The organism is Deltaproteobacteria bacterium (assembly GCA_020848905.1).
Taxonomy (GTDB): Bacteria; Myxococcota_A; Polyangia.
In genome coordinates, this window is sequence record JADLHG010000004.1 from 334142 (window position 1) to 356993 (window position 22852).

15 protein-coding genes are annotated in these 22852 nt (G+C 70.1%); 7 read left to right on the forward strand and 8 right to left on the reverse strand.

Annotation, left to right across the window (positions count from 1 at the left end; translation table 11 throughout):
• Positions 1–116 precede the first annotated feature (116 nt).
• From IT371_02155 to IT371_02170, 4 genes are all read right to left on the reverse strand, one after another.
• Positions 117–2885 (reverse strand): DNRLRE domain-containing protein, encoded by a 2769-nt coding sequence (locus IT371_02155; GenBank protein ID MCC6746429.1) that lies wholly within the window; start codon positions 2883–2885, stop codon positions 117–119.
• 337 nt (positions 2886–3222) lie between these two features.
• Positions 3223–4059 carry an arsenite methyltransferase gene (locus tag IT371_02160; GenBank protein ID MCC6746430.1) on the reverse strand — a complete coding sequence of 279 codons (837 nt, stop codon included), beginning with the start codon at positions 4057–4059 and terminating at the stop codon, positions 3223–3225.
• Positions 4060–4165: 106 nt separating this feature from the next.
• On the reverse strand, positions 4166–4510 hold the full coding sequence (locus IT371_02165) for a winged helix-turn-helix transcriptional regulator (protein MCC6746431.1): 345 nt from the start codon (positions 4508–4510) through the stop codon (positions 4166–4168).
• 51 nt (positions 4511–4561) lie between these two features.
• Entirely contained in the window at positions 4562–5080 is a 519-nt protein-coding gene (locus IT371_02170; GenBank protein MCC6746432.1) for a DUF3347 domain-containing protein, read from the reverse strand.
• A 202-nt stretch (positions 5081–5282) separates the two neighbouring features.
• On the opposite strand from IT371_02170, the gene IT371_02175 reads away from it, so the two are divergent.
• The 4 genes from IT371_02175 to dnaE all read left to right on the forward strand — a co-directional run bounded on the left by IT371_02175 (position 5283) and on the right by dnaE (position 14216).
• Positions 5283–6944, forward strand: coding sequence for a 2,3-bisphosphoglycerate-independent phosphoglycerate mutase (locus tag IT371_02175; GenBank protein MCC6746433.1), 1662 nt, complete (start codon positions 5283–5285; stop codon positions 6942–6944).
• Between the two features lie 105 nt (positions 6945–7049).
• Positions 7050–9047: a FecR domain-containing protein gene (locus tag IT371_02180; protein MCC6746434.1), complete on the forward strand. Its 1998-nt coding sequence runs from the start codon at positions 7050–7052 to the stop codon at positions 9045–9047.
• A gap of 77 nt (positions 9048–9124) precedes the next feature.
• Positions 9125–10624 carry a PEGA domain-containing protein gene (locus tag IT371_02185; GenBank protein ID MCC6746435.1) on the forward strand — a complete coding sequence of 500 codons (1500 nt, stop codon included), beginning with the start codon at positions 9125–9127 and terminating at the stop codon, positions 10622–10624.
• Between the two features lie 91 nt (positions 10625–10715).
• Positions 10716–14216: a DNA polymerase III subunit alpha gene (gene dnaE, locus IT371_02190; protein MCC6746436.1), complete on the forward strand. Its 3501-nt coding sequence runs from the start codon at positions 10716–10718 to the stop codon at positions 14214–14216.
• Here the strand turns inward: dnaE and IT371_02195 are convergent.
• The 4 genes from IT371_02195 to IT371_02210 all read right to left on the reverse strand — a co-directional run bounded on the left by IT371_02195 (position 14175) and on the right by IT371_02210 (position 17816).
• Positions 14175–15155: a transglycosylase SLT domain-containing protein gene (locus IT371_02195; GenBank protein ID MCC6746437.1), complete on the reverse strand. Its 981-nt coding sequence runs from the start codon at positions 15153–15155 to the stop codon at positions 14175–14177. The two genes, dnaE and IT371_02195, sit on opposite strands and share 42 nt — an antisense overlap.
• A 117-nt stretch (positions 15156–15272) precedes the next feature.
• A complete protein-coding gene (locus IT371_02200; GenBank protein MCC6746438.1) occupies positions 15273–16001 on the reverse strand; it encodes a YggS family pyridoxal phosphate-dependent enzyme in 729 nt (242 codons plus the stop codon).
• Between the two features lie 7 nt (positions 16002–16008).
• Entirely contained in the window at positions 16009–16623 is a 615-nt protein-coding gene (maf, locus tag IT371_02205; protein ID MCC6746439.1) for a septum formation protein Maf, read from the reverse strand.
• Positions 16620–17816 (reverse strand): pyridoxal phosphate-dependent aminotransferase, encoded by a 1197-nt coding sequence (locus IT371_02210; GenBank protein MCC6746440.1) that lies wholly within the window; start codon positions 17814–17816, stop codon positions 16620–16622. Before IT371_02210 ends, maf begins: the two co-directional genes overlap by 4 nt.
• Before the next feature lie 234 nt (positions 17817–18050).
• Between IT371_02210 and IT371_02215 the strand changes: the two genes are divergently transcribed.
• The 3 genes from IT371_02215 (at position 18051) to IT371_02225 (ending at position 22847) form a co-directional block, all read left to right on the forward strand.
• Positions 18051–19793 (forward strand): lamin tail domain-containing protein, encoded by a 1743-nt coding sequence (locus IT371_02215; protein ID MCC6746441.1) that lies wholly within the window; start codon positions 18051–18053, stop codon positions 19791–19793.
• Positions 19794–19864: 71 nt separating this feature from the next.
• Positions 19865–22009: an ATP-dependent RecD-like DNA helicase gene (locus tag IT371_02220; protein MCC6746442.1), complete on the forward strand. Its 2145-nt coding sequence runs from the start codon at positions 19865–19867 to the stop codon at positions 22007–22009.
• Between the two features lie 88 nt (positions 22010–22097).
• A complete protein-coding gene (locus IT371_02225) occupies positions 22098–22847 on the forward strand; it encodes a YebC/PmpR family DNA-binding transcriptional regulator (GenBank protein MCC6746443.1) in 750 nt (249 codons plus the stop codon).
• The last annotated feature ends 5 nt before the right edge of the window (positions 22848–22852 follow it).

A 22852-nucleotide genomic window follows, 5' to 3' on the forward strand; every position in this document is an offset into this window, starting at 1 on the left:
TCGTCCTTCGCGCGACGCCGCGCATCTGTGCGGGCGGCGCGCCTCTCGTCCGTCGCTCGCGATGGCCATGCAGAACAGGGCGTCGATCCCTTCACCTCCGAGTTGGGAGCTCTCCGCTAGTAGACGACCAGGCCGCCCAGGTTGCCGAAGGTGACCGAGGGACCGCTCGCGGCGAAGGCCCCGGTCGAATAGAGCGGCTTGCCGGTGGCGTCGTAGACCGTCTGGGTGATGGACGAACCGTTCACGTCAACCCAGACGAAGCCATAGGTCTGCTGGGCGAAGGGACCCGAGCATCCCGAGAGAGCATAGGTCCCCGCGCCACCCCCACCCGACACGACGTAGCGAACGCCGTTGATGGTGCTCCATACGATGAGGTCGTGGTCGTGACCCGTGAAGTTCACGGTGACCTTGGAGGACTCGAAGGCGGTCCGCCACTTGGTCTGGAGCGAGCTGGAGCTCCCGTGGCTGCCGCAGGAGTAGAGGGGGTGATGCTGGAAGACGAAGAGGGGGCCGCCGGAGAGCTTGGGGAGGGAGCTCTTCACCCAGGTGTCGCCCGTGGTGGAGTTGGAGTCCATGGCCACGAAGGCCGCATTGCCGTAAATAAACGCATAGTAGTACTCGGAGCCCGATCCGGACTGAGGCGCTAGGTTGTAGGCGGTGTAGTTGCTTCCGGTGTCGTGATTCCCTTGGGCCGCAAACACGGGCACGTTGGCGAAGAGCTCTTTCCCCGCACGGTAGTAGTCCTGCCAGCCCGTGGCGGAGCCGGAGGAGTTGTTGTTGTCGCCGGTCTGCACGATGAAGCGGGGACCCTTGGCCAGAATCGCCCTGGAGACGGTCGTCCAGGTACTGAAGCCCCGGGCGTCTCCCACCACCGCGAAGGAGTAGGCCTTGGGAGCGGCTTGATAGTCGATGGCGGTCTGGAAGGACCCGGTGGCCGTCGCGGAACCGACCGTCACCTTGTACTGGTAGGCGGTGTCGGCCGAGAGGCCGGTGAGCGCGATGACGTGCCGCGTGACGGCCGCGGATTCGGTGACGCTGGCCTCCGCGGTCGACGCCTTGCCGTACGCAACGGTGGCTTTCGTCGCTACGTCGGTCATGAAGAAGACCGCTATGCTGTTACGCGTGACGGCGTGAAGAGACACGACCTTGGTGAAGTTCACGGTGCCGCCACCCGCGGGATTCACGGTGATGGTCACCGAGTCGGCGGCGGAGGAGAGCCCCTTGGAGTCGATGGCCACGAGCGAGAAGGTGAAGGACGCGGTCGCTGTCACCGAGGGCGCGGCGAACGTGGGCTTCAGCGCGGAGGCGCTCGACAGCGCTACGCCGGCGCCGCCGGTCTGCGTCCATTTGTACGTCAGCGCGTCACCGTCGGGGTCCGAGGCCGTGCCCGAGAGCGTGACGACGCTGCCGGCCGTCACTGCCTGATCGGCGCCGGCGTTGGCGGTGGGCGCCCCGTTCGCGCTGGCGGGCTTGGCGAGGACCGAGACCGAGGCTGTCGCCGTGCCGCCGCGGCCGTCCGAGACGGTGACCTTGAAGCTCAAGGTCGTATCTGCTGTCACCGTCGGCGCGGCGAACGCTGGCTTCGCGGCAGTGGCGCCAGACAGGGTCACCGTCGGGCCAGCGGTCTGCGTCCAGCTGAAGGAGAGCGAGTCACCGTCGGGGTCAGAGGATGCCGACGCGTCGAGCGTGACGGTCGAGCCGGGCTGAGCGGAAGCCGGACCGGTGGCCGAGGCCAGCGGTGGGTTGTTGGCGAGCGCCGGTGGATTCACCGTGACCGACATCGTATCCGAGGTCGAGAGCGAGCCATCCGAGACGAGCAGCTTGAAGACCAGCGTGGTGACCGCCGTGACCGGGGGGGCGGAGAAGGTCGTTTTGAGCGCGTTCGCGCTGGCGAGTGCGGCGCTGGGGCCGGCGGTCTGGCTCCAGTTCGTGCTGAGCGGGGCGCCTTCGGGATCCGCGGCGGTGCCGGATAGGGTGACGACGTCGCCCGCCTTCACCGTCTGGTCGGGGCCGGCGCTCACCGTGGGCGGCTGGTTCAGCGTGGGCGGAACCACCGTTATCGAGACTGAGTCCGAGGCCGAGAAAGAGGCATCGGAGACCGTGAGCTTGAAGACCAGCGTCGTGACCGCCGTGACGGCCGGGACGGCGCAGGTGACCTTCGCTGTGGACGACCCGGCGGGCACGACCTCGGGCCCGGAGGTCTGCGACCACGCATAGGTCAAAGAAGCGCCTTCGGGGTCGCTCGACGCGGAGCCGTCCAGGGTGACGGTGGCCCCCGAGCTAACCGACTGGTCCGCGCCCGCCCTCGCCGTCGGCGCCTGGTTTGCCGCCCCATTCGCGGTTTCCAGCTGCAGCATGACGCCGTTGCGCGCCGCCTCGGCCGAGCTGAAGGAGAACCCGTCCCGCGAGCGCGGCACGATGGCGAAGGAGACGGCGGTGTTGGGTGCCACGGCGGAAAGGACGTCGACCTTCACCGCGGTTCCGACGCTCGTCTTCCCCAGGCTTCCGACCACCGGGCCGTCGACAGCCGGCCTGTTGTTCCACGTCGTGTCGGCCTCGCTCCACGTGGCCGACGACATCCGTCGGATGTCCGCGCTGTTGCCGGACGGATTGCGCACGTACATCACGAGAGTTGCCTTGGTGATGGCTCCCACGTTGCCGATCCGAAAGCGGAGGTAGCCCTGCTTCTCGGTATCCGAATCATCCTGGTCGGCCTGGACGGTCGGCGTCGCACCGTAGTTTCGATCCGCGTGGCGACCCGAGCGAACGTAGGTATCGGCCTCCGGGGAGAGACCCACGGCGAGCTCGTACGATGTCACGCCGTCGTCGGGGGCATCCACGTCGTCGGTGGCGGTCTCGCCGCGGGTACAGCCGGCTGCCAGCATCCCTGCTACGGGCAGAAGCGTCGCGATGCGCTGAAGAAGGGACCTGCGAAGCGCCTGCCTACGTTTGTCGTGATGCATTGGCTCCCTGGTTTGCGGGATTGTTTGGTGGCTTAGCGAAGCAAGGCCTGCGCCAAGGGTCAGTTCCGGCAAGGCAGGGATAACTCCCGGAAAGCGCGCGACTTCGCCGCGGCTAGGCTCGCGGGGATGGTGGTTTTGAGTGGGGGGCTTCCCCCCGCGTGGCTCCGACGCTACGCCCGCGGCCCGTGCGGGGCCTTGCTGGTGAAAGTGGGCCTGTGGCGCGGAGGATCCGGCTCGCCAGAGCCGCGAACTCTGGGGATCAGCGCGTGGGCTTCTTCGCGCGCACGAAGGCGCTGATCACGGCGCCGTCGAGGGCTGCGATCTCCGCGGCGCCGAGGGGGACGTCTGGCGCATAGGCCGCGAGCAGCGGGCCTGCGTCCTCCTCGGTGTAGACGCGAGTGGGCTCCACGCCGATCTCGGCGAACCCGGTGGCGGCGAGCTTGTTCGTGTACTCCGTTTCGAGGAGAGCGCCGGCCACGCAGCCGGTCCAGGCCGCCACCGAGGCGGCGAGGGCGGGCGGCAGCGGGCGGCGGAGCACGATGTCGGAGACGGCGAAGCGTCCGCCGGGCTTGAGCACGCGGTACGCCTCGCGCAGCACCTGGTCCTTGTCGGCCGAGAGATTGATCACGCAGTTGCTGATGATCACGTCCACCGAGGCGTCGGGAAGCGGAATGTGCTCGATAGTGCCCTGCAGGAACTCCACGTTCGTGACGCCCGCCTGCGCCGCGTTCCTGCGGGCGAGCTCGAGCATCTCGGGGGTCATGTCCAGACCGTAGGCCTTTCCTGTCGGACCGACGCGGCGGGCGGAGAGCAGGACGTCGATGCCTCCCCCGGAGCCCAGGTCGAGCACGGTCTCGCCGGGGACCAGCTCCGCGAGCGCCGTGGGGTTCCCGCAGCCGAGTGAGGCCTCGAGCGCGTGGCCCGGCACCTGCCCCGCCTCGGAGGCGGAGTAGAGGTCGCGCGTGATGGGGTCCTCGGCGCCGCCTCCGCAGCCGCCCGCTCCGCCGCAGCATCCCTGCCGCGGGGCGACACCCACCTTGCGAGCCAGCGCGGCGTAGCGGTCCTTCACCTGTTCGCGGATTTCGTCGTGTGACATTGAGCTCCTCCTTCGGGTGTTTTGGCCCGGGGCTTTCAGTGGCCCCGAATGTTAATAGACAATCGTCAATACAAAAGACCTGCGTCGTCCTGCGCCATCCACCCCTCTACGGCCCTGCTAGCCGCTGCAGGAACCCGAGGAGCGGCGCCAGAGCTGCGCGCTCGAGCTGGTAGTAGACCCACGTCCCCGCGCGCTCGCCCCGAATGAGCCCCGCCTCGCGGAGCAGCCGGAGGTGGTGCGACACGGTGGGCTGCGAGAGGGAGAAGTGGCTTTCGAGGTGGCAGGCGCAGAGCGGCTCGCCGCTGTGCGCCAGGAGCTCCAGGATCTCCACGCGGGTTGGGTCGGCGAGGGCCTTGCACAGCCCAGCGATCCGCGCGCCTCCGCCATCGGCACGCTTGGCCGGTGGCGTGCAGCAGGCGTTGGTCAAGAGGCGGGAGAGCTTCAGAGCCATCGTAGGAGAGAAGATAGTGCTGTATCGAAGATTGTCAATCCGGTGTTGGCTTCACTTCCCCATGTGCCCGTTCGCATGGCCTTTGTTCTTTCCGCCGACCACCTCGCCGCAGGTGAGCATCTTCGGCCCGTAGTATGGATTCCGGATCGGCAGGTTTCGCTGAAGCCAGCTCGCCTTGGCCATCGAACAGTAGACGACGCTCAGCGCGGGGGGCCGGGCCACCGTGACCCAGAGTGCGAGGGGCCGGCTCACATCCTTGAAGGCCTCGCGCAGCCGCGCCAGGTCCGCGGCCTTCGCCAGGCGCTCTGCGGCGGGGACCAGCTTGGCGCGAATCTGGCCGGCGTGCTTCGCCGTGCTCGCGGTGGGCTTGAGCTTGTCGAGACCGGCCACGAGCTTCTGGATGCGCCGCGCGGCCGCGGGGACGCCGTCGACGCGGTCGTTGGCGAGGGCCTCCTGGATCTTCAGGTACTCCTCCACCACCTCGTGGAGGCGCGCGTCGAAGCCCGACGGGGTCGCGCCCCAGCCGACTCCGGGCAAGAGCAGGATCGCGGCGATGGCTCCTCGCATCATGGTGTCGACTCCCATCCCTCGGCGTTTCATGCGCCCAGGCACTATCGACACCGGCGCGGTGGCGCGGCCTGCTCGGGCGAGGAAGATCTATAGCACGCTCCCTTCGCGCGTGGCCCTCGAGGGCGGTGGACGCGCGCCCGACCGGCGCACTACGATGGCGCCCGAGAACGTCGCGCGGCAGGCAACGAATCGGAGGTGGAGGATGCACGACCTCAGGTTACGCAGAGGACCCTTCCCGAAGCGGCCCGGTCCGGTGGTGGTGGTGGTGCTCGATGGCATCGGCTGGGGCCCCGCCGGGGAGGGGAACGCCGTGCACGTGGCGCGCAAGCCTACTCTCGAGTGGCTCTGGTCCCAGCATCCGACCATTCCCCTGCGAGCCCACGGCACCGCCGTCGGCCTCCCCTCCGACGAAGACATGGGGAATTCGGAGGTGGGGCACAACGCGCTCGGGGCCGGACGGGTTTTCGACCAGGGCGCGAAGCTCGTGGACGCCGCGCTGGCCAGTGGCCGTCTGTTCCAGGGGCATGTGTGGAAGGAGCTCGTGGGTCACTGCCGCGCGCGCGAGACGCCGCTCCATTTCATCGGGCTGCTCAGCGACGGCAACGTCCACAGCCATATCGCGCAGCTCATCGCGCTGCTCCGGCAGTGTCGCGCGGAGGGGCTCCGCCGGGTCCGCGTGCACGCGTTGCTCGACGGCCGTGACGTCCCGCCGCAGTCGGCCGAGCAGTACCTCGAGCAGCTCGAGGGAGTCCTCGCCGAGCTGAACCAGACGCCGGGGGCGGACTACTGCATCGCGTCGGGCGGCGGCAGGATGCGCGTGACGATGGACCGCTACGGGGCCGATTGGCGCATCGTCGAGCGCGGCTGGCGTGCGCACGTGCTCGGGGAGGGACGGGCCTTCCCGGACGCGCGGGCGGCGCTGGCGTCCTTTCGGGCCGAGGAGCCCGAGACGTCGGATCAGTTCCTCGGGGAGTTCGTCGTCACGCGAGAGGGGCGGCCGGTGGGCCCCATCGAGGACGGGCACGGCGTCGTCCTCTTCAACTTCCGTGGGGATCGGGCGATCCAGATCTCGAATGCGTTCGAGGAGGAGCACTTCTCGGCGTTCGACCGCGGGCGGGTGCCCAAGGTGTTCTATGCCGGGATGATGCAGTACGACGGCGACCTGAACGTGCCCGCGAAGTACCTGGTCTCGCCCCCGGTCATGGAGGCGACGCTCGGTGAGTGCCTCGCGACGAACGGCATCACCCAGCTCGCCTGTTCGGAGACGCAAAAGTTCGGTCACGTGACCTACTTCTGGAACGGAAACCGGAGCGGGAAGTTCGACGACGCGACCGAGGAGTACCTCGAGGTGCCCTCCGACCGGGTGGGGTTCGACGAGCGGCCGTGGATGAAGGCGGCGGAGATCACCGACGTCACGCTCCAGGCGCTCCGCACCGGCCGGTACGCGTTCGCCCGGCTGAACTACCCGAATGGCGACATGGTCGGCCACACGGGGAGTCTTCGCGCGGCGACGATGGCCGTGGAGGCCGTGGACCTCTGTCTCGGGCGGCTCCTGCACGGCATCAAGGAGCTCGGGGGGATCGCGCTCGTGACCGCGGATCACGGCAACGCCGACGAGATGCTACAGCTCGACCGGAAGACGGGCGCTCCGAAGCGGGACGCGCACGGGCATCCTGTGCCGCGCACGAGTCACACGCTGAACCCGGTGCCCTTCACCGTGTACGACCCGCTCTTCGCCGGCGAATACGCGGTGAAGGCCCCGGACACGCGGGCGGGGCTGAGTCACGTTGCGGCGACGGCGCTGTGGCTCCTCGGCTACGAGCCGCTCGAGGGGTACGACTCCCCCCTGGTCCTGGCTCGCTGAGGAGGTTGCGCGTGGGCCAGGCGCGGGGCGGGGGCGTGGCGTGGCGCCCACTGCCGTTTGCCGCGTGGGCCAAGCTGTGAGAAAGTTGATCTCTCAAGCGCTTCCATGCCCTCCCGTCTGCCTTTCCTCGCGGCCGTCGTCGCCCTCGCTGGGTTAGCGGGGTGTCGCGAGAAGGAGCCGCCACCCGACTGGCTGGCCCGGCTGACGGAGCTCTCTGGCGAGGTTCGCGCAGCGCCGCCCGGTGGTTCGCTCGCGCGGGCACGCAAGGGCGAGATCCTGCGGCTGGGGAGCGAGCTCGAGACAGGGCAGGCCTCGCACGCGCTCCTCGAGCTCCGGAGCGGGGGCCAGCTCCGGGTGGACCCGGACTCTCGCGTGCTCTTTCGCGACCGCCGGCCGGGCGTAGCGGCTGCGCTGGCTCTCGAGCGAGGGGCCGTCGAGGGCACCGCCTCGGCGATCGCGGCCGCGGATCTGGTGATCGGCGTGGGGCAACGCAGCATCCGGCTGGCCGGCGCGGCGCGTGCGCGCGTGCAGGCGGGGGGCGACGGCCGAGATCCCAACGTAGAGGTCGTGTTCGGCACGGCGACGGTGGAGGGACCGAGCGGGGCGCAGGAGCGGGTGATCGCGGGGCGCGCGCTCGAACTCTCCGTGAGGCGGCGCGACGCGGGAGTTCCGCGAACCGACGCGCGCGCGGGGCCGGTCGTGGTGGCGCGCGAGGCGATCTTCTACGTGCGCTCGACCGGAGGGCCTGGGCTTCTCGTCAAGACCCCGGGAGCCGCTCGGGCGCACGCTGTGCGCTCCGGCCAGCAGGTCAAGGTCCCGGTGGGCACGGTGCTGACCCTCCGTCGGGCTGCACGCGCGCTCGTGGGTTCGGCTCCCGGCGAGGGCGTCACGTTGAGCGGGCCCGGGCTCGTCACGGTCCGCGGGGCAAAGGAGGGGGATCCGGAGGCCGCCCCGTCGCTCGAGCCGACGGCGGGCGACCTGCGAATCGTGGGGTCCGGCAAGCCCGGCCTTCTCGGCGCGCCGCTCCTCGTGGAGGGGGTGACCGTGCAGCCGGAGATCACGCACCGACGCATGGACCTCCGGCTGCGACGCGAGCGAGGGCGCGCGACGCTCTCGTCCCTCTTCGGGCGGGCCGTCTTGAAGGCCGGGCCAGCGCCCGCGGTGGCGCTCGAGGCGGGGCAGCAGGCTGTCCTCGGCAAGGGGCGCGTTCAGGGCCCGCACGCGCCGCAGGCCACGCCGCTGCAGGTGCGTCAGGGGGGAACGGTCAGAGTCTTCGTGAGCGGACCGTCCACCGGGGTGACCTTCCGGTGGAACACCCCGCAGGCCGCGCGCGGCGCGCTGGTGCAAGTCGGCCCTTCGCCGAGCTTCGGGGCGCCGCTCTTCGAGGACGTGATCCGCCGCGACGCGCTGACCATCCCCGAGGTCCGGCGCGGCACGCTGCACTGGCAGGTGCAGCCCGTGGGGCACGCCGGCGAGACGATGGGCGACGCGGTGCGCGGCCGGCTGGTAATCGTCCCCGACACCTCGCACCAGCTGCTCAAGAGCCGACGCTCGCCGAGCAACACGATTCACGAGAGCGACGGCAACACGACGGTCTACTACCAGAACACGCTCCCGCGCTTCACGTTTCGCTGGAACCCGATGGCGGAGGCTCGCAGCTATCAGGTGAAGATCTTCCGCGAGCAGAACCTCCGGGAGCCCTCGATCTCGACCCAGACCTCGGCCGCGAGTCTGGCGCTCAAGCCCGGACAGCTCGGTGAAGGGGCCTACTTCTGGTACGTCGCGGGGCGCGATGCGCGGGGCGAGCTGATTCGCACCACGACCTCGCACCGCATCGGCATCGCCTATGACAACGCGGCCCCGGACCTCCAGATCATCTACCCCGGGCACGGTGCCAGCGTGAGCGAGGAGACGCTCGAGGTGCGCGGCGTCGCGCTTCGCGGCAGCCGATTGTTCGTGAACGGCGCGCCCGCCGAGCTCGACGAGAGCTCGCGGTTTCGCCACCCGGTGGCGCTCAAGCCCGGCGTGAACGTGATCGTCTTTCGCGTGGTGGACTCCCGCCGAGGATCGAGCTACTACCAGAGGCGCGTGCTCCGTCGGTAGCGTTGAGCGCGCGCGGTCGGCAGGCCGAGGTCGCGCGGCGGCCGTGGCGTGCTGGCCCTGTTCTGCGGAGGGGACGCGTGACGCGCACAATCGGTCTGTGGGTCCTCCTGACGGCCGCGGTGGGCGGCGCCGCTCCTGCCGCCGCACGGAGCGAGTCTCTCGCGACGCTGAAGGTCCTCGCCTCGGCCGAGGCGAAGGCGTCCATCGGCCAGGTCCGGATCAACGGCAAGGAGATGGGACGGGTTCCCCTGACCGTCTCCTTGCGCCCGGGACGCTATCTGGTGGAGGCCGGTCGTGCGGGCCAGGGCCCCTGGCAGTCCTGGGTGGATCTTCGCGCGGGCGAGGTGCGCGAGCTGACCGTGATCCTCGAGCCCACCCAGCCGCCGGCGGCCACCGGGGCGCTGCTGGTGGCGGCGAACGTGGCGGGGGCAGAGGTGTGGGTCGACGGCCGACGTGCCGATACCTCTCCCGCGCTGGTCGCCGAGCTCGCCGCCGGACGGCACCAGGTGGAGGTGCGCGCGGCGGGGCATGAGACCCTGCGGCTCGAGGCGACGGTCGTGGCGGGGCAGACCGTCAAGGTCCAGGTCACGCTGCGCCGCAAGGAGGCGAGCCGCCCCTCCGCGCAGAATGGGGCCCTGCGGGTGACGAGCCAGCCCCTCGGCGCCTACGTCTTCGTGGACGGCACGTACCGCGGCAAGACCCCGCTCCTCCGCCAAGGGCTCGATCCGGGGCCCCACATCGTGCGCGTGGCCGCGCCCGGGTACGCGGAGCAGAGCTACACGGTCGAGGTGCGACGTGGTCTGACGGTCGACCATCGGGTCGCGCTCAAGGCGGCCCCCGTCGCGACGCCGCTCGGGCCCGGACCCGGACCGGGACCGGGGCCGGGACCCGCGCCGCCGGCCCCGGCGCTCTCGCGCGACGAGGTGCGCCGAGGGCTCTCGTCCTTCGGGGCGCAGCTCGTGCCGCCGCGCCACCTCGCGACGGACCTCTTCGCGGGTTTCCCCTACTTCGTCGGCCTGCGCGCGACGACCGGTTTCTTCGGCCGGAAGCACGTCGGGATGGACGGGGGCATCGGGCTTCGGAGCTACGGCGCCGTGACGGAGTTCGGCGTGCACTCCAAGCTCCGACTCCTGTCGCTCGAGCCCCTCGCGCTGGGAGTGCTCTTCGAGGTCGGCGGGGGCGGGGGCCCGAGCGGTCGGAATAACTTCTATCTCGACCTGGGAGGGGTGGCCACGCTCGCCTTCCGTCGCATTCTCGCCTTCACCGCGCGCGCCTACTTCGACATCTACAGCGACCGGCACTGCCCCGGAACGGCCACGACCGGCGAGCTCGGCATCTGTGTGGCGCCGCCGACCGGACTCTCCGCCGCCGAGATGCGGCGCCGCTTCGTCGGGCTGCGTTTCATGCTCTCCGCTGCGGTCGAGGTGGCGGTGAGCCGCTGGCTGAGCCTCTTCCTGCTCTTCGAGGGGCCGCCCTTCCAGCCGGGGCGTCGCGCCTTCACCGATGCCTTCGCCGGCCCGATGCCCGAGAGCGATCCGGGCACCTATCTACGCCTCGGCGTGACCTTCAAGCTCTAACGCGGCGGCACTGCGAAGAGAAACGGCGGGGCTGGCCAACCGGGGCGGCCTCGGGGATGATCCACGACCCTCGTTCCGCTGGAGAGCCAACATGTCTTCCTTCGCCCACCTGCATCTGCACAGCCAGTACAGCCTGCTGGACGGAGCGATCCGGCTGAAGGACCTCTTTCCGCGGGTGAAAGAGTACGGCATGAACGCGGTCGCGCTCACCGACCACGGCAACATGTTCGGCGCCGTGGACTTCTACAAGGAGGCGAAGAAGCAGGGGGTCAAACCGATCTTCGGCTGCGAGGTCTACATCGCCGACGGGGAGATGAAGGAGAAGACCAGCCGGCGGAGCTATCACTTCGTGCTCCTCGCGAAGAACGAGGAGGGGTACCGGAACCTGACCCACCTGGTCAGTATGGGGTACCTCGAGGGCTTCTACTACAACCCGCGCATCGACAAGGCGCTCTTGCGCAAGCACGCGGCGGGGCTCGTCGGGCTCTCGGCCTGCCTCGGGGGAGAGGTGGCGCAGACCCTGCTCAACCGCGGGAGCGACGCGGCGGCGGAGACCATCCGCGAGTACCAGTCGATCTTCGAGCCGGAGAGCTTCTTCCTCGAGGTGCAGCCGAACGGCCTCGCGGAGCAGGAGCAGGTCAACGAGGACCTGATCAAGCTCGCGCACCGGATGAACGTTCGCTTGGTGGCCACGAACGACTGCCACTACGTGGACCGCAAGGACGCCCGGGCGCACGACTGCCTGATGTGCATCCAGACCGGCAAGCTGGTCTCCGACGAGAACCGGCTGAAGCACGACGTGGACGAGTACTACCTCAAGCCCCCCGAGGAGATGGAACGCGCGTTCAGCCGGATCCCCGAGGCCCTCGAGTGCGCGGCGGCGATCGCGGAGCTGTGCAACGTGAAGCTCGAGCTCGGCAAGACCTATCTGCCGCGCTTTCAGCCGCCGGGAGGAGGCGACCCCGAGGGCTATCTGCGAACGCTGGCCTTCGAAGGGCTCGCCCGACGATTCGCAGAGATGCGGGACCGGGGGCAGACCCCCGACGAGCAGACCTACCGGGAACGGCTCGAGCTCGAGCTGGACGTGATCCAGCGGATGGGCTTCTCCAGCTACTTCCTCATCGTCTGGGACTTCATCCGCTTCGCCAAGGAGAAGGGGGTCCCGGTGGGGCCGGGCCGGGGCAGCGGCGCGGGCTCCCTCGCCGCCTACTCGCTCCGCATCACGGACCTCGACCCGCTCCCCTATAACCTCCTCTTCGAGCGCTTCCTGAACCCGGAGCGGGTGAGCATGCCCGACTTCGACGTCGACTTCTGCAAGAACCGCCGCGGGGAGGTGATCCGCTACGTCACGGAGAAGTACGGCCGCGACAATGTGGGCCAGATCGTGACCATGCATCAGCTCAAGGCGCGCGGCGTGACCCGCGACGTGGCGCGGGTCCTCGGGATCAGCTACGCCGAAGCGGACCAGGTGGCCAAGCTCATCCCCGAGCCCATCGCCGGCAAGCACGTGAGCATTCCCGAGGCGCTCGCTCAAGAGCCGCGCCTGAAGGAGCTGGCCGCGGCGAACCCGAAGGTGGCCGAGCTGCTCGAGATCGCCAGCGCCCTCGAGGGGCTGAACCGGCACGCGGGGACCCACGCGGCCGGGATCGTGATCGGGGAGCGACCTCTCTGGGAGTACGTGCCGTGCTTTCGCGGGCAGGAGGGCGAGCTGGTGACCCAGTTCGCGATGAAGGAGGTGGAGGAGGCCGGCCTCGTCAAGTTCGACTTCCTCGGCCTGAAGACGCTCACCATCCTCGACGACGCGGTCCGGATGATCAACCGCGACGGCGCCGTGCTGGACCTCCAGCGCGTTCCGCTCGACGACCGGGCGACCTACGAGATGATCGGCGCGGGGAACACCACGGGGGTGTTCCAGCTCGAATCCTCGGGCTTCAAGGAGCTCTTGAAGAAGCTGCAGCCCGATTGCTTCGAGGACATCGTGGCGGCGGTGGCGCTCTACCGGCCGGGACCGCTCGAGGGCGGCATGGTGGACGACTTCATCAAGCGCAAGCACGGGCAGACGGCCGTCACCTACCTGCACCCATGGCTCGAGCCTCTGCTGAAGGAGACCTACGGGGTCATCGTCTATCAGGAGCAGGTGATGCAGATCGCCTCGACGCTGGCGGGGTTCAGCCTCGGCCAGGCCGACCTGCTCCGGCGCGCGATGGGCAAGAAGAAGCCCGAAGAGATGGCCAAGCAGAAGGAGATCTTCCTGCGCGGCGCGGCGGAGAAAGAGGTGAGCGCCCAGATCGCCGAGCAGGTCTTCGACCTGATGGAGGTCTTCGCCGGGTACGGCTTCAACAAGTCGCACAGCGCGGCGTACGCGCTCATCTCGTACCAGACGGCGTACCTGAAGTGCCACTTTCCGGCGGAGTTCATGGCGGCGGTGCTCACCGCCGAAAAAGACGACCTCGACGGCCTGACCAAGTACATCGCCGAGACGCGCGCCATGGGGATCCAGGTGTTGCGCCCGGACGTGAACGAGTCGCTCGCCGATTTCTCGGTGCTGGCGCAGGACGGAGTGCCGTACATCCGGTTCGGCATGGGGGCGGTGCGCAACGTGGGGGGACAGGCGGTGGAAGCGATCGTCGAGGCTCGGCGCGAACGGCCGTTCGACGGGCTCTTCGACTGCTGCGAGCGCGTGGATGCGCGACGCGCGAACAAGCGCGTGATGGAGGCGCTCATCAAGAGCGGGGCCTTCGACGACATCGCGGCGGCGCGCAAGGTGGGGCGCGCGCAGCTCATGGGGGCCCTGGATGCGGCGCAGGAACGTGCGCTCTCGGCCCAGAAGGACCGGGAGTCGGGGCAGACGAGTCTCTTCGGGCTCCTCGGCGGAGGGAGCGCGGCGCCGGCCAGCGTCAAGGCGGCGAGCGCGGAGGAGTATCCGAATCTGCCCGAGTGGGAGCCGCGCCAGCGGCTGGCCTTCGAGAAGGAGAGCCTGGGCTTCTACGTCAGCGGTCACCCGCTCGATCGGTACGCGGAGGACCTGCGGCGGCACGCGTCGACGACCGTCGGCGAGCTCGACAAGCTGCCGGACCGCACCGAGCTCAGCGTGGGTGGTCTGGTGACCGAGTACCGGGAGCGCCCGCTCAAGAGCGGCAAGGGGCGCATGGCGTTCTTCATGCTCGAGGACCAGGGCGGTCAGGTGGAGGTGGTCGTCTTCTCCAAGCCCTTCGAGGAGCACGAGAGCGTGCTGAAGTGCGGCGAGCCGATCCTGGTGCAGGGACGGCTGGCCCACGAAGGGGAGGAGGAGAGCAAGGTCCAGCGCCTGCACCTGAAGTCGGCCGTGACGCTTGCAGATCTGAGAAAGCAGAAAACGACGCAGGTGCATCTGCACCTGCGAAGTGATATCGCGCAAGAGACGCAAATCGAGCAACTGAAGCAAATCTTGCTGGCGCACGTAGGGGAGTGCAGGACGTACGTTCACGTCGCGATCCCCGACCGGTCTGCGACGCGCCTCGTGCTGTCGGAGCGCTATTCGGTGGCGCCGACCGACGAGCTGCTCTTCAAGCTAGAGCGACTCTTCGGCGAGCGCGTGGCGGTGCTGAAGTAAGCGGGCGGTGAAGGGGATGGTTCGGAGCGACGAGGGGCCGAGCTCGCGCTGAGCCACGCGGGGGGCACGGGAGCGGGGGAGCTCGGTGTCCACCGGGAGGGGGAGCGGCGAGAGGCCCGCGCGCACGCGGTACTGGTTCGTCCGCCGCAGCACGTTCAGCAGGAAGCGGTGCCCCTGGAGGAGATAGATCCCGCGACGGTCGAGCATCCCCGCGCGGCGGGCCTTCCAGAACCCCATGCGACGCACCGCGTAGCCGCCGCCGAGGCCGGTGTTGTAGGCGGTGATACCGCCGTCGCGGCCATACCGGCGCACCAGGAAGGAGAGGAACTCCGCCGCGGCGGGGATGGCCTGACAGGGGACCCGCGCCTGCTCGCCGTCGAAGCGCAGGGGTACCGTCCTGGACCGGCGCGCCCGGATGCCGCGCAGGCTGTTGACGGCGCGAATGCCGCCGCCGGTGAACTGGGCGATGCCGATCGCGCCGCCGGCCACGAGTACGCGGCCTTCGGCATGCTGCGCGTACTGCCGCTTGCCCGACCCGACGGGCTCCAGCTTGGATTCGTTGGCGATGAGGCCCTTCAGGAGAAAAGGATCGATCTCGAACCGGAGGGCGGCGGCGAGGATGAGGTCGTCGAAGGGCCCGTGCTGGGTTTCGCGGAAGGCCTCGGGGCCTGTCCGCCGGGGCGCGCTGCCGGGGGGGGCGAGCGTGGACCCTGGTGGTCCGGCCGGGCTGTCCCCGAGCGGATTGAGCTGCTCCGCGAGCGTCAGCCGGCGGAGGGCTCGGTCTGCGGCCTGGATCGTTCGTTCGAGGGAAAGCACCGCGTCGAGGAGCAGCAGCCGGGCGCGGGAAGGCGACAGCATCCACGGGGCGGGGCCCTCTGCGCGCGCAGAGGAGGTCAGCAGCAACAGCGCCAGTCCCCCTTGTTTCGCCAGTTCCCGCATCCGCCGTTCCCTCCTCCATCACACCGAGGAGGTGGGGGGCTTGTAAAGCCTTCATCCGAAATAAATGGAAAACGTCGCATCCTGGCGTGGTTGCGAGCCCGCCGGGAGCGTCGTTTATCAGGGCGCCGGCTCGCTAGCTGCCCGCGGCCGCCTCTCGCCAAAGATGGCCGTGCCCACCCGTACGAGCGTCGCGCCGTGCCGGATGGCCGCCGGGAAGTCGTGACTCATGCCCATCGAGAGCACGACCGGCGCGTCGGGCGACGGGAGGAGGGGACGGACGAGAGGCGCGAGGGCGGCGAGCTCGGCGAAGAAGGGGGCGGCGTCCTCCGGGTCGTCCACCGGCGGGGGCAAGGTCATGAGTCCGAGGCATCGCACGTGCGGCGCTGCCCGGAGGGCGCCCAGGAGCTCGGGGAGATGGTGGCGCGCCGACCCCGACTTGGTGGCCTCGCCGCTCAGGTTGAGCTGCAGCAGGAGGTCCTGCGGGCGCCCGAGCTCGCCGGCACGCGCGTCGATCTTGGCCAAGAGGGGCACGCTGTCCACGCTGTGAACGAGCGTGGCGCGGCCCACCACCAGCTTGACCTTGTTGCGCTGGAGCGGGCCGATGAAGTGCCACCGTAGGCCGGGTAGGTCGGCGAGCGCCTCCGCCTTTGCCGCGAGCTCCTGCGCGTAGTTCTCGCCGAAGTCGCGCTGTCCGGCCTCGTACGCCGCGCGGATCGCCTCGGGGGGCTGCCCCTTGCTGACCGCGAGGAGCGTCACCGATTCCACCGGGCGGCTCGCTGCGACGCAGGCCTCGTGCACGCGTCGCTGCACCTCGTCCAGGCGCGTGGCGATGGAATCCGGGCTCACTTTTCGGTTACCCCGCCGCGAGGGCGCCCACGCCGGCGCGACCGAGGGCCTCGAGCGCCTCGCAGAGGGGGAGGCCGACCACGTTGGTGTAGGAGCCACGAATGGTGCGCACCATGTAGGCCGCCCGATCCTGAATGGCGTAGGCCCCCGCCTTGTCCTGCCAGTCGTCGGTGCGGAGGTAGGTGGCGATCTCGCGCGCGGTGAGCGTCTTGAACTCGACCTCGGTCGCCACGGCCTGCACCTCCTCCGTGCCAGTTGCCGAGAGGACGCAGACCCCCGTGACCACGCGATGTACCCGCCCGGAAAGCGTCGCGAGCATCTCGCGGGCCTCCTCGACAGTGGCCGCCTTCCCGAGAGTGGTGCCGTCGATCACCACTACGGTGTCTGCACCCAGGACGGGGCGCAGGTCTCCCCGGGCGCGATAGCTCGTGGCCACCTCGCGCGCCTTGGCCGCGGCAAGCCGCCGCACGAAGGCCTCGGGGCTCTCGTCCGGGAGCTGCACCTCGGGGACCTGACTCGGGCAGACCTCGAAGGTGAGACCGGAGGCGGCGAGAAGTTCCCGTCGACGGGGAGACGCCGACGCCAGGATGAGCGAGCTCGACGAGCCGTCGTCGCAGCTCACGATGCGCGCTCCGCCTGAGCCTCGCGCAGGGCGGCCGCGAAGTGTGGCAACGCGCCCTCGACGGTCTGCGGCTTGACGCAGAAGGCGATGCGCATGTGCCCGGCCCGGCCGAAGCCGCTGCCCGGAACGACGAGCACGTTGTGCTTGAGGAGGCGAGCGCAGAACGCGACGTCGTCGGGCTCTGGGGTCTCGGGGAAGACGTAGAAGGACCCCTGCGGCGGAGAGAGCCGGTACCCCGCGGCCACGAGCCCTCCGCAGAGCCGCTCTCGCAGGTCGCGGTAGTAGCCGAGGTCCACGGTAGCGCCGAGGGATCGCTCGAGGGCGAGCTGCATGAGCGAGGGGGCGTTGATGAAGCCGAGGACGCGGTTGTTGTAGATCGTCGCGCGGCGCAGGTCCTCCCGATACGGGGCTCGTGGCGAGATGGCGAGGAGCCCGATGCGCTCGCCGGCAAGGCCGAGGTCCTTCGAAAAGCTGTGGGCGAGGAGCGTGCTCGGGTGCGCGGTGAAGAAGCGGGGGTTCTTCAGCCCGTCGTAGGTGAGCTGTGCGTAGGGGGTGTCGGAGAGGACGTAGATGGTCGTCCCGTGGCGGCGCTCGGCGGCCCCGAGCACCTCCCCCAGCGCGTCGATGCGCCCCTGCGAGTAGATCCGGCCGGTCGGGTTGTTCGGCGTGTTGACCAGGACGGCCTTCGTTCGTCCGGTCACCGCGCGGGCGAGGGCCTCGAGGTCCAGGTCGAAGTCGGGACCCGTCTCCACCAGCACCGGCCGCCCCCCTTGTGCCTCGATGTACGACGGGTACTCGACGAAGTAGGGGGCGAAGACGATGACCTCGTTGCCGGGGTCCAGGATGGAACGGAGCGCGACGTGCAGAGCTCCAGCGGCCCCGACGGTCATCACCACGTCCTCGAGGTCGAGGTCCACGCCCTCCTGCTGGGAGAGGTGGTGCGCCACGGCCCTGCGCGTGCTCGGGAACCCGGCGTTCGGCATGTAGCGATGCAGGCCGGGCGGCGGGTGCGCCGTGAGCTCGCGGAGCGCCTGCTGGAGGACCTGCGGCGGCTCCAGAATGGGATTGCCCAGGCTGAAGTCGAACACGCCGTCCTCGCCCACCTGAGCCTTGAGGGCGACGCCAGCCTCGAACATGCGTCGGATCCACGAGCTGTGCTGCAGCGCCTGCTGGATCCCTCGCGCGACCGTCATGATCTCCTCCGGGCCTCGACGCGGGGCAGCGCTCTGGCCCCGAGCAAGACATATAGAGCATCGATCGGCTCGGCAAGTCCACTGCGACGCAAAGGTGCGGATTCCGGCCGCGCCGGACCGGATACCGGACGGCGCGGGCGGGCAACGCCGCTGGGACTCCGTAACGGTCCGCAATCAGATGGCCGGTAGCGCTGGCGCGCCGGTTGCTCTCGCTATCGGTCATGGAGGTGCAGCATGCCGCAATCGATGCGCAGCCGAACTGATGGGCAGGGGTCCCCCGAGACGAGGCTCCGACGGTCCTTCCGCGCAGGGGCAGCGCTCGCCTGCTGCGGGGCGCTTTTCGTCGGCCCTGGCTGTCGGGGAGCGCCGGTCCCAGAGCTGGACGAGACCCCGGAGCCAGAGGTCGTTGCGGCCGAGCTTGGCCCCTCGGACGGAGTCAGTCCGACGCAGACCCTCCGCGTGCGCTTCAACCAGGCGCTCGATCCGGGGACCGTCACGGCCGACAGTGTGGCGCTCGTGGCGCACACCGCCGGTGCGGCCTGCGCCGGGGCCTGGAGCTGCGGCGAGGCCTCCTGCGTGGGCGGGTCGTGCCAGCCCCGCGAGCTGGACGCGGGGTGGATCTCGGACTTCGCCCATCCTCCGCTGAGCGCCAAGCGAGGCGCCGAGCGCGCTCTTGTCCGCACGCGGCTGGAGGAGGAGGGCCGCGTCCTGGCGGTGGACCCTCTGCGCCCGCTGCCGTCCCATCGGCGCTTCAGTCTGCTGCTCGGGCCGGGGATCACCGACCGGAGGGGGCGACGCCTTCCCCGGCGCACTCCCTCCGGGCTGGCCCTGATCCGGACCTTCGTCACGGGAGGGGCCGACCTGGCGCGGCCGACCGTGGAGCTCGTCGCTCCGCGACGTGGGCAAGCCGAGGTGCCGACGAACCTCGCCCGGGTGGCGGTGCTCTTCTCGCGCCCCGTTCGCGGAGTTGCCGAGGGGTCTCTGTGGCTCGAGGACGACCACGGAGGCCGGCACGCAGCGGCGGTGGAGGCGTCCGACCAGGCCTGTGGGAACGTCGGGCCGTCGCGGTGCTGGCTCCTCCGTCCGAGGCGCACGCTGCCGCCGAACGGATCGGTGCGCGTCGTGGCCTCCGAAATCATCACGGACGATCGTGGCCTGCCGGTGCTGACGGGGGAGGTGCAGTGGTTCGCGACCGGGGCGGGCAAGGACGGGCGCTCCCCGACCGTGCTGGCGTTGCTGGCGCAGCACGCGGACGATTGCGTCCTGGTGAAGGTCTGGAGCGACGAGCCCGTGGACGTCGAGCTGGCCGTGGGCGGACGCAAGGGGCGTCTGGTCTCGCTCGCGAAGGCCGAGCACGAGTTCGCGGTCGGGCTGCCGCAGGGGACCGAGGCCTTCGTGCTGGCCCAGGCCAGCGATGCGGCGGGGAACCTCGCCGAGCCGCAGCTCCGGTGGGTGCGTGGCGAGAGCCCAGAGCGGGTTGCGATCACCGAGGTCATGCCGAACCCGGCGGGGCGCGAGCCGGACCAGGAGTGGGTGGAGCTCACGAATCTTTCCTCGGACCCCGTGGACCTCGCTGGCTGGACGATCGACGACGGAGACGACGGAGTGGGGGCCGTGCAGCTGCCGGGGGTGCGGCTGGCTCCGGGGCAGGTGGCGGTGCTCGTTGGGCCGGGCTTCGAGCTTCCGAGCAGCCCGGCGAGCTGGATCGCGTCGGGGGCCGCCCTGGTGAGACTCTCCGGCACCATCGGGGCGCACGGGATCGGCAACCGCGGCGAGCGTCTCGTCCTGCGGGATCAGGCGGGACGGCTGGTCTCCACCTACGGAGGCCACCAGGTCCTCGAGGGCGCGGGAGCGGAGGGGCGCAGCGTGGAGCGCGTCCCCGCCACCTCGTGTGACCTGCGCGAGAGCTGGAGACTGAGCGGTTCGGGGCACGGAACGCCCGGACGAGCGCCGACGACGCCGGGCGCGCTTCCTTGACCGCGGGAGAGGTCGAGACCGTCTCGGGGGCGGCTTCCTCCCGGCGCGTCCCTGCTATCATGCGCCGCGACATGGAGCTCATCGAGGGCACGGTAGGCCGGATCATCTTCCGGGACCCGGACGGATACACGGTGCTGGAGCTCACCGTCGTGGGGCGGCTCCTGCCCGTGACCGTCGTGGGGAGCCTCGCGGGGGTCCAGCCCGGCGAGACCCTGAAGGTCCAGGGAACGTGGACGCGGCACGCGCGTTTCGGCGAGCAGTTCCGCGCGGCCGGGTTCGAGGCGCGGGTTCCCGAGAGCGAGCAGGGGCTGCTGCGGTACCTGGCCTCGGGCGCGGTAGCGGGGATCGGACCTGGCCTGGCGGCGAGACTCGTGGAGCGCTTCGGGGCCGAGCTGTTCGACGTGGCGGAATCCCAGCCGCATCGACTCCGCGAGGTGGAGGGGATCGGCTCGAAGCGCGCGGCGTCGATGGCGCGGGCCCTGGCCGAGCAGCGGGCCATCCGCGATGTGATGGTCTTCCTCCAAGGGCTCGAGCTGGGGCCTGCTCTCGCGGCGCGGATCTACCGCACGATGGGGGAGCAGACGGTGTCGCTCCTGAAGGCCGACCCCTACCAGCTCGTGGAGCGCGTGGATGGGGTGGGGTTTGCGACGGCGGATGCCCTGGCGCGTCGCCTCGGAGTGACGGAGAACAGCCCGTCGCGCCTCGCGGCGGGGCTGCTGCACCTCGTGGGGCAGGCCCGCGACCTGGGCGACACGGTCGTTCCCAAGGAGGAGCTCGTCCGGCGCGTGACGGAGTTCCTCGGCTGCGAGCAGCTGGCGCTCGAGGCGGTGCTGGACGGAGCGATCGCGAGGGGGCTTCTGGCGGAGCGCCCGGGGCCCGACGACGTGAGGGTTGGTCTCGCTTCGCTCGTACGGTCGGAGGAGACCCTGGCCCGGCGCCTCGCCGAGCTCGGGGCGCAGCCGGCGAGAGAGGTGCCGGATGCACTGGTGGAGCGCTGCGCGGCCGTGGAGCTGTCCGGGGAACAGCGGGCCGCGGTAGGTGCGGCGGCCCGGGGTTCTCTCACTGTCATCACCGGGGGACCGGGGACCGGCAAGACCACCGTCGTGCGCGCGCTGGTCAAGGTCCTCGAGGCGCTGGGGGACGCGGTACATCTCTGCGCCCCGACGGGGCGAGCGGCGAAGCGCCTCTCCGAGGCAGCCGAGCGTCCGGCCGGCACGGTACATCGCCTGCTCGGCTTTGGCGGGGGGCGATTCGCGTTCGGACGGACGCAGCGCCTGCCCGCCGGGACCATCGTGCTCGACGAGGCGTCGATGCTGGACGTGCCGCTGGGTCGGAGTCTGGTCGAGGCGCTGAGTCCAGGCTCCCGGCTGGTCTTCGTCGGAGACGCCGACCAGCTGCCCTCGGTGGGCCCCGGGAACGTGCTGGCCGACCTCATCGCGTCGGCGGTCGTGCCGGTGCAGCGGCTCACGGTCGTGTTCCGGCAGGCGGCTTCGAGCCGGATCGTGGTGGGGGCGCACCGCATCCGGGAGGGGGAGCTCCCCGAAGCGAGCCCGGCCGGGTCGCATGAGCGAGGCGACCTCCACATCGTGTCGGTAGAGGACCCGGATCGCGCGCAGGCGCTGATCCTCGAGATCTGCTGCGAGCGGATACCGAAGGCCTTCGGCCTCGACCCCTCGCGGGACGTGCAGGTGCTTTCACCGATGCACCGGGGCAGCGTCGGCACGACGGCCCTGAATCGGCTGCTCCAGGAGCGACTGAATCGGACGGGACGCGGGATCAAGCGCGCGGGGGACGAGCTCCGCGTGGGCGACAAGGTCATGCAGGTGCGCAACGACTACGAGCGCGACGTCTTCAACGGCGACGTGGGATGGATCGCCTCGCTCGACCTCGAGGACGGGGACGTGGAGGTGGAGCTGAACGGTCTGCGGGTGCGTTATCGGGCCGACCAGCTCGAGCAGCTCGCGCTCGCCTACTGCGTGAGCATCCATAAGTCGCAGGGAAGCGAGTACCCTGCCGTCGTCGTGCCGCTGCTGACCCAGCACTACGTGCTGCTGCAGCGGAATCTGCTCTACACCGCGGTGACGCGGGCCAAGACGCTGGCCGTCCTGGTCTGCAGCCCGCAGGCGCTGAAGCTCGCGGTGACGCGGGCGGATCCTTCACAGCGTCGGACCTTGCTCGCGGCCGTCCTCCGCGACACGCTCTCCCGGGGTCGGTGACGCCGGGGCGCCCGACGGAAGTTTTCCTGCTATTGCGGGGGCCTCGGACGGTGTGCTAGGTGAGTAGAGCCGATCGCAGGAGACGCGCATGTCCGGCCACAGCAAGTGGAGCACCATCAAGCACAAGAAGGGAGCGGCCGACGCGAAACGCGGGAAGCTGTTCACCAAGCTGATCAAGGAAATCACGATCTCGGCGCGCATCGGCGGGGGGGACCCGACCGGCAACGCGCGGCTGCGGGCGGCGGTGGCGACCGCGCGGTCGAACAACATGCCCTCCGACAACATCGACCGAGCCATCAAGCGCGGCACCGGCGAGCTCGAAGGGATCTCGTACGAGGAGATCACCTACGAGGCCTACGGACCGGGCGGCGTGGCCCTGCTGGTGGAGGTGATGACCGACAATCGCACCCGCACGGTGGGTGAGATCCGCCACATGCTGACCAAGCACAACGGAAACCTCGGCGAGACGGGGTCCGTGGGCTGGATGTTCCACAAGAAGGGGATCGTCGCCGTGCCCGCCGAGAAGGTGGAAGAGGATGCCCTGATGGAGGCGGCTCTCGAAGCGGGGGCCGACGACGTGCAGCGCGAGGGCGACTTCTTCCAGGTCCTGTGCGCTCCGGCGGCGGTGGAGCAGGTGGGCGAGGCGCTTCGGGGGGCCAAGTTCGAGGTCGCCTCGGCCAAGGCCGAGATGGTGCCGCAGACCACTGTCAAGCTGGAAGGGCGCGACGCCGAGGTGATGCTCAAGCTCATGGGTGGCCTCGAGGATCACGACGACGTGCAGAACGTCTGGGCCAACTTCGACATCGACGACGCCCTCCTGGAGCAGCTCGCCGGGTGAACGCC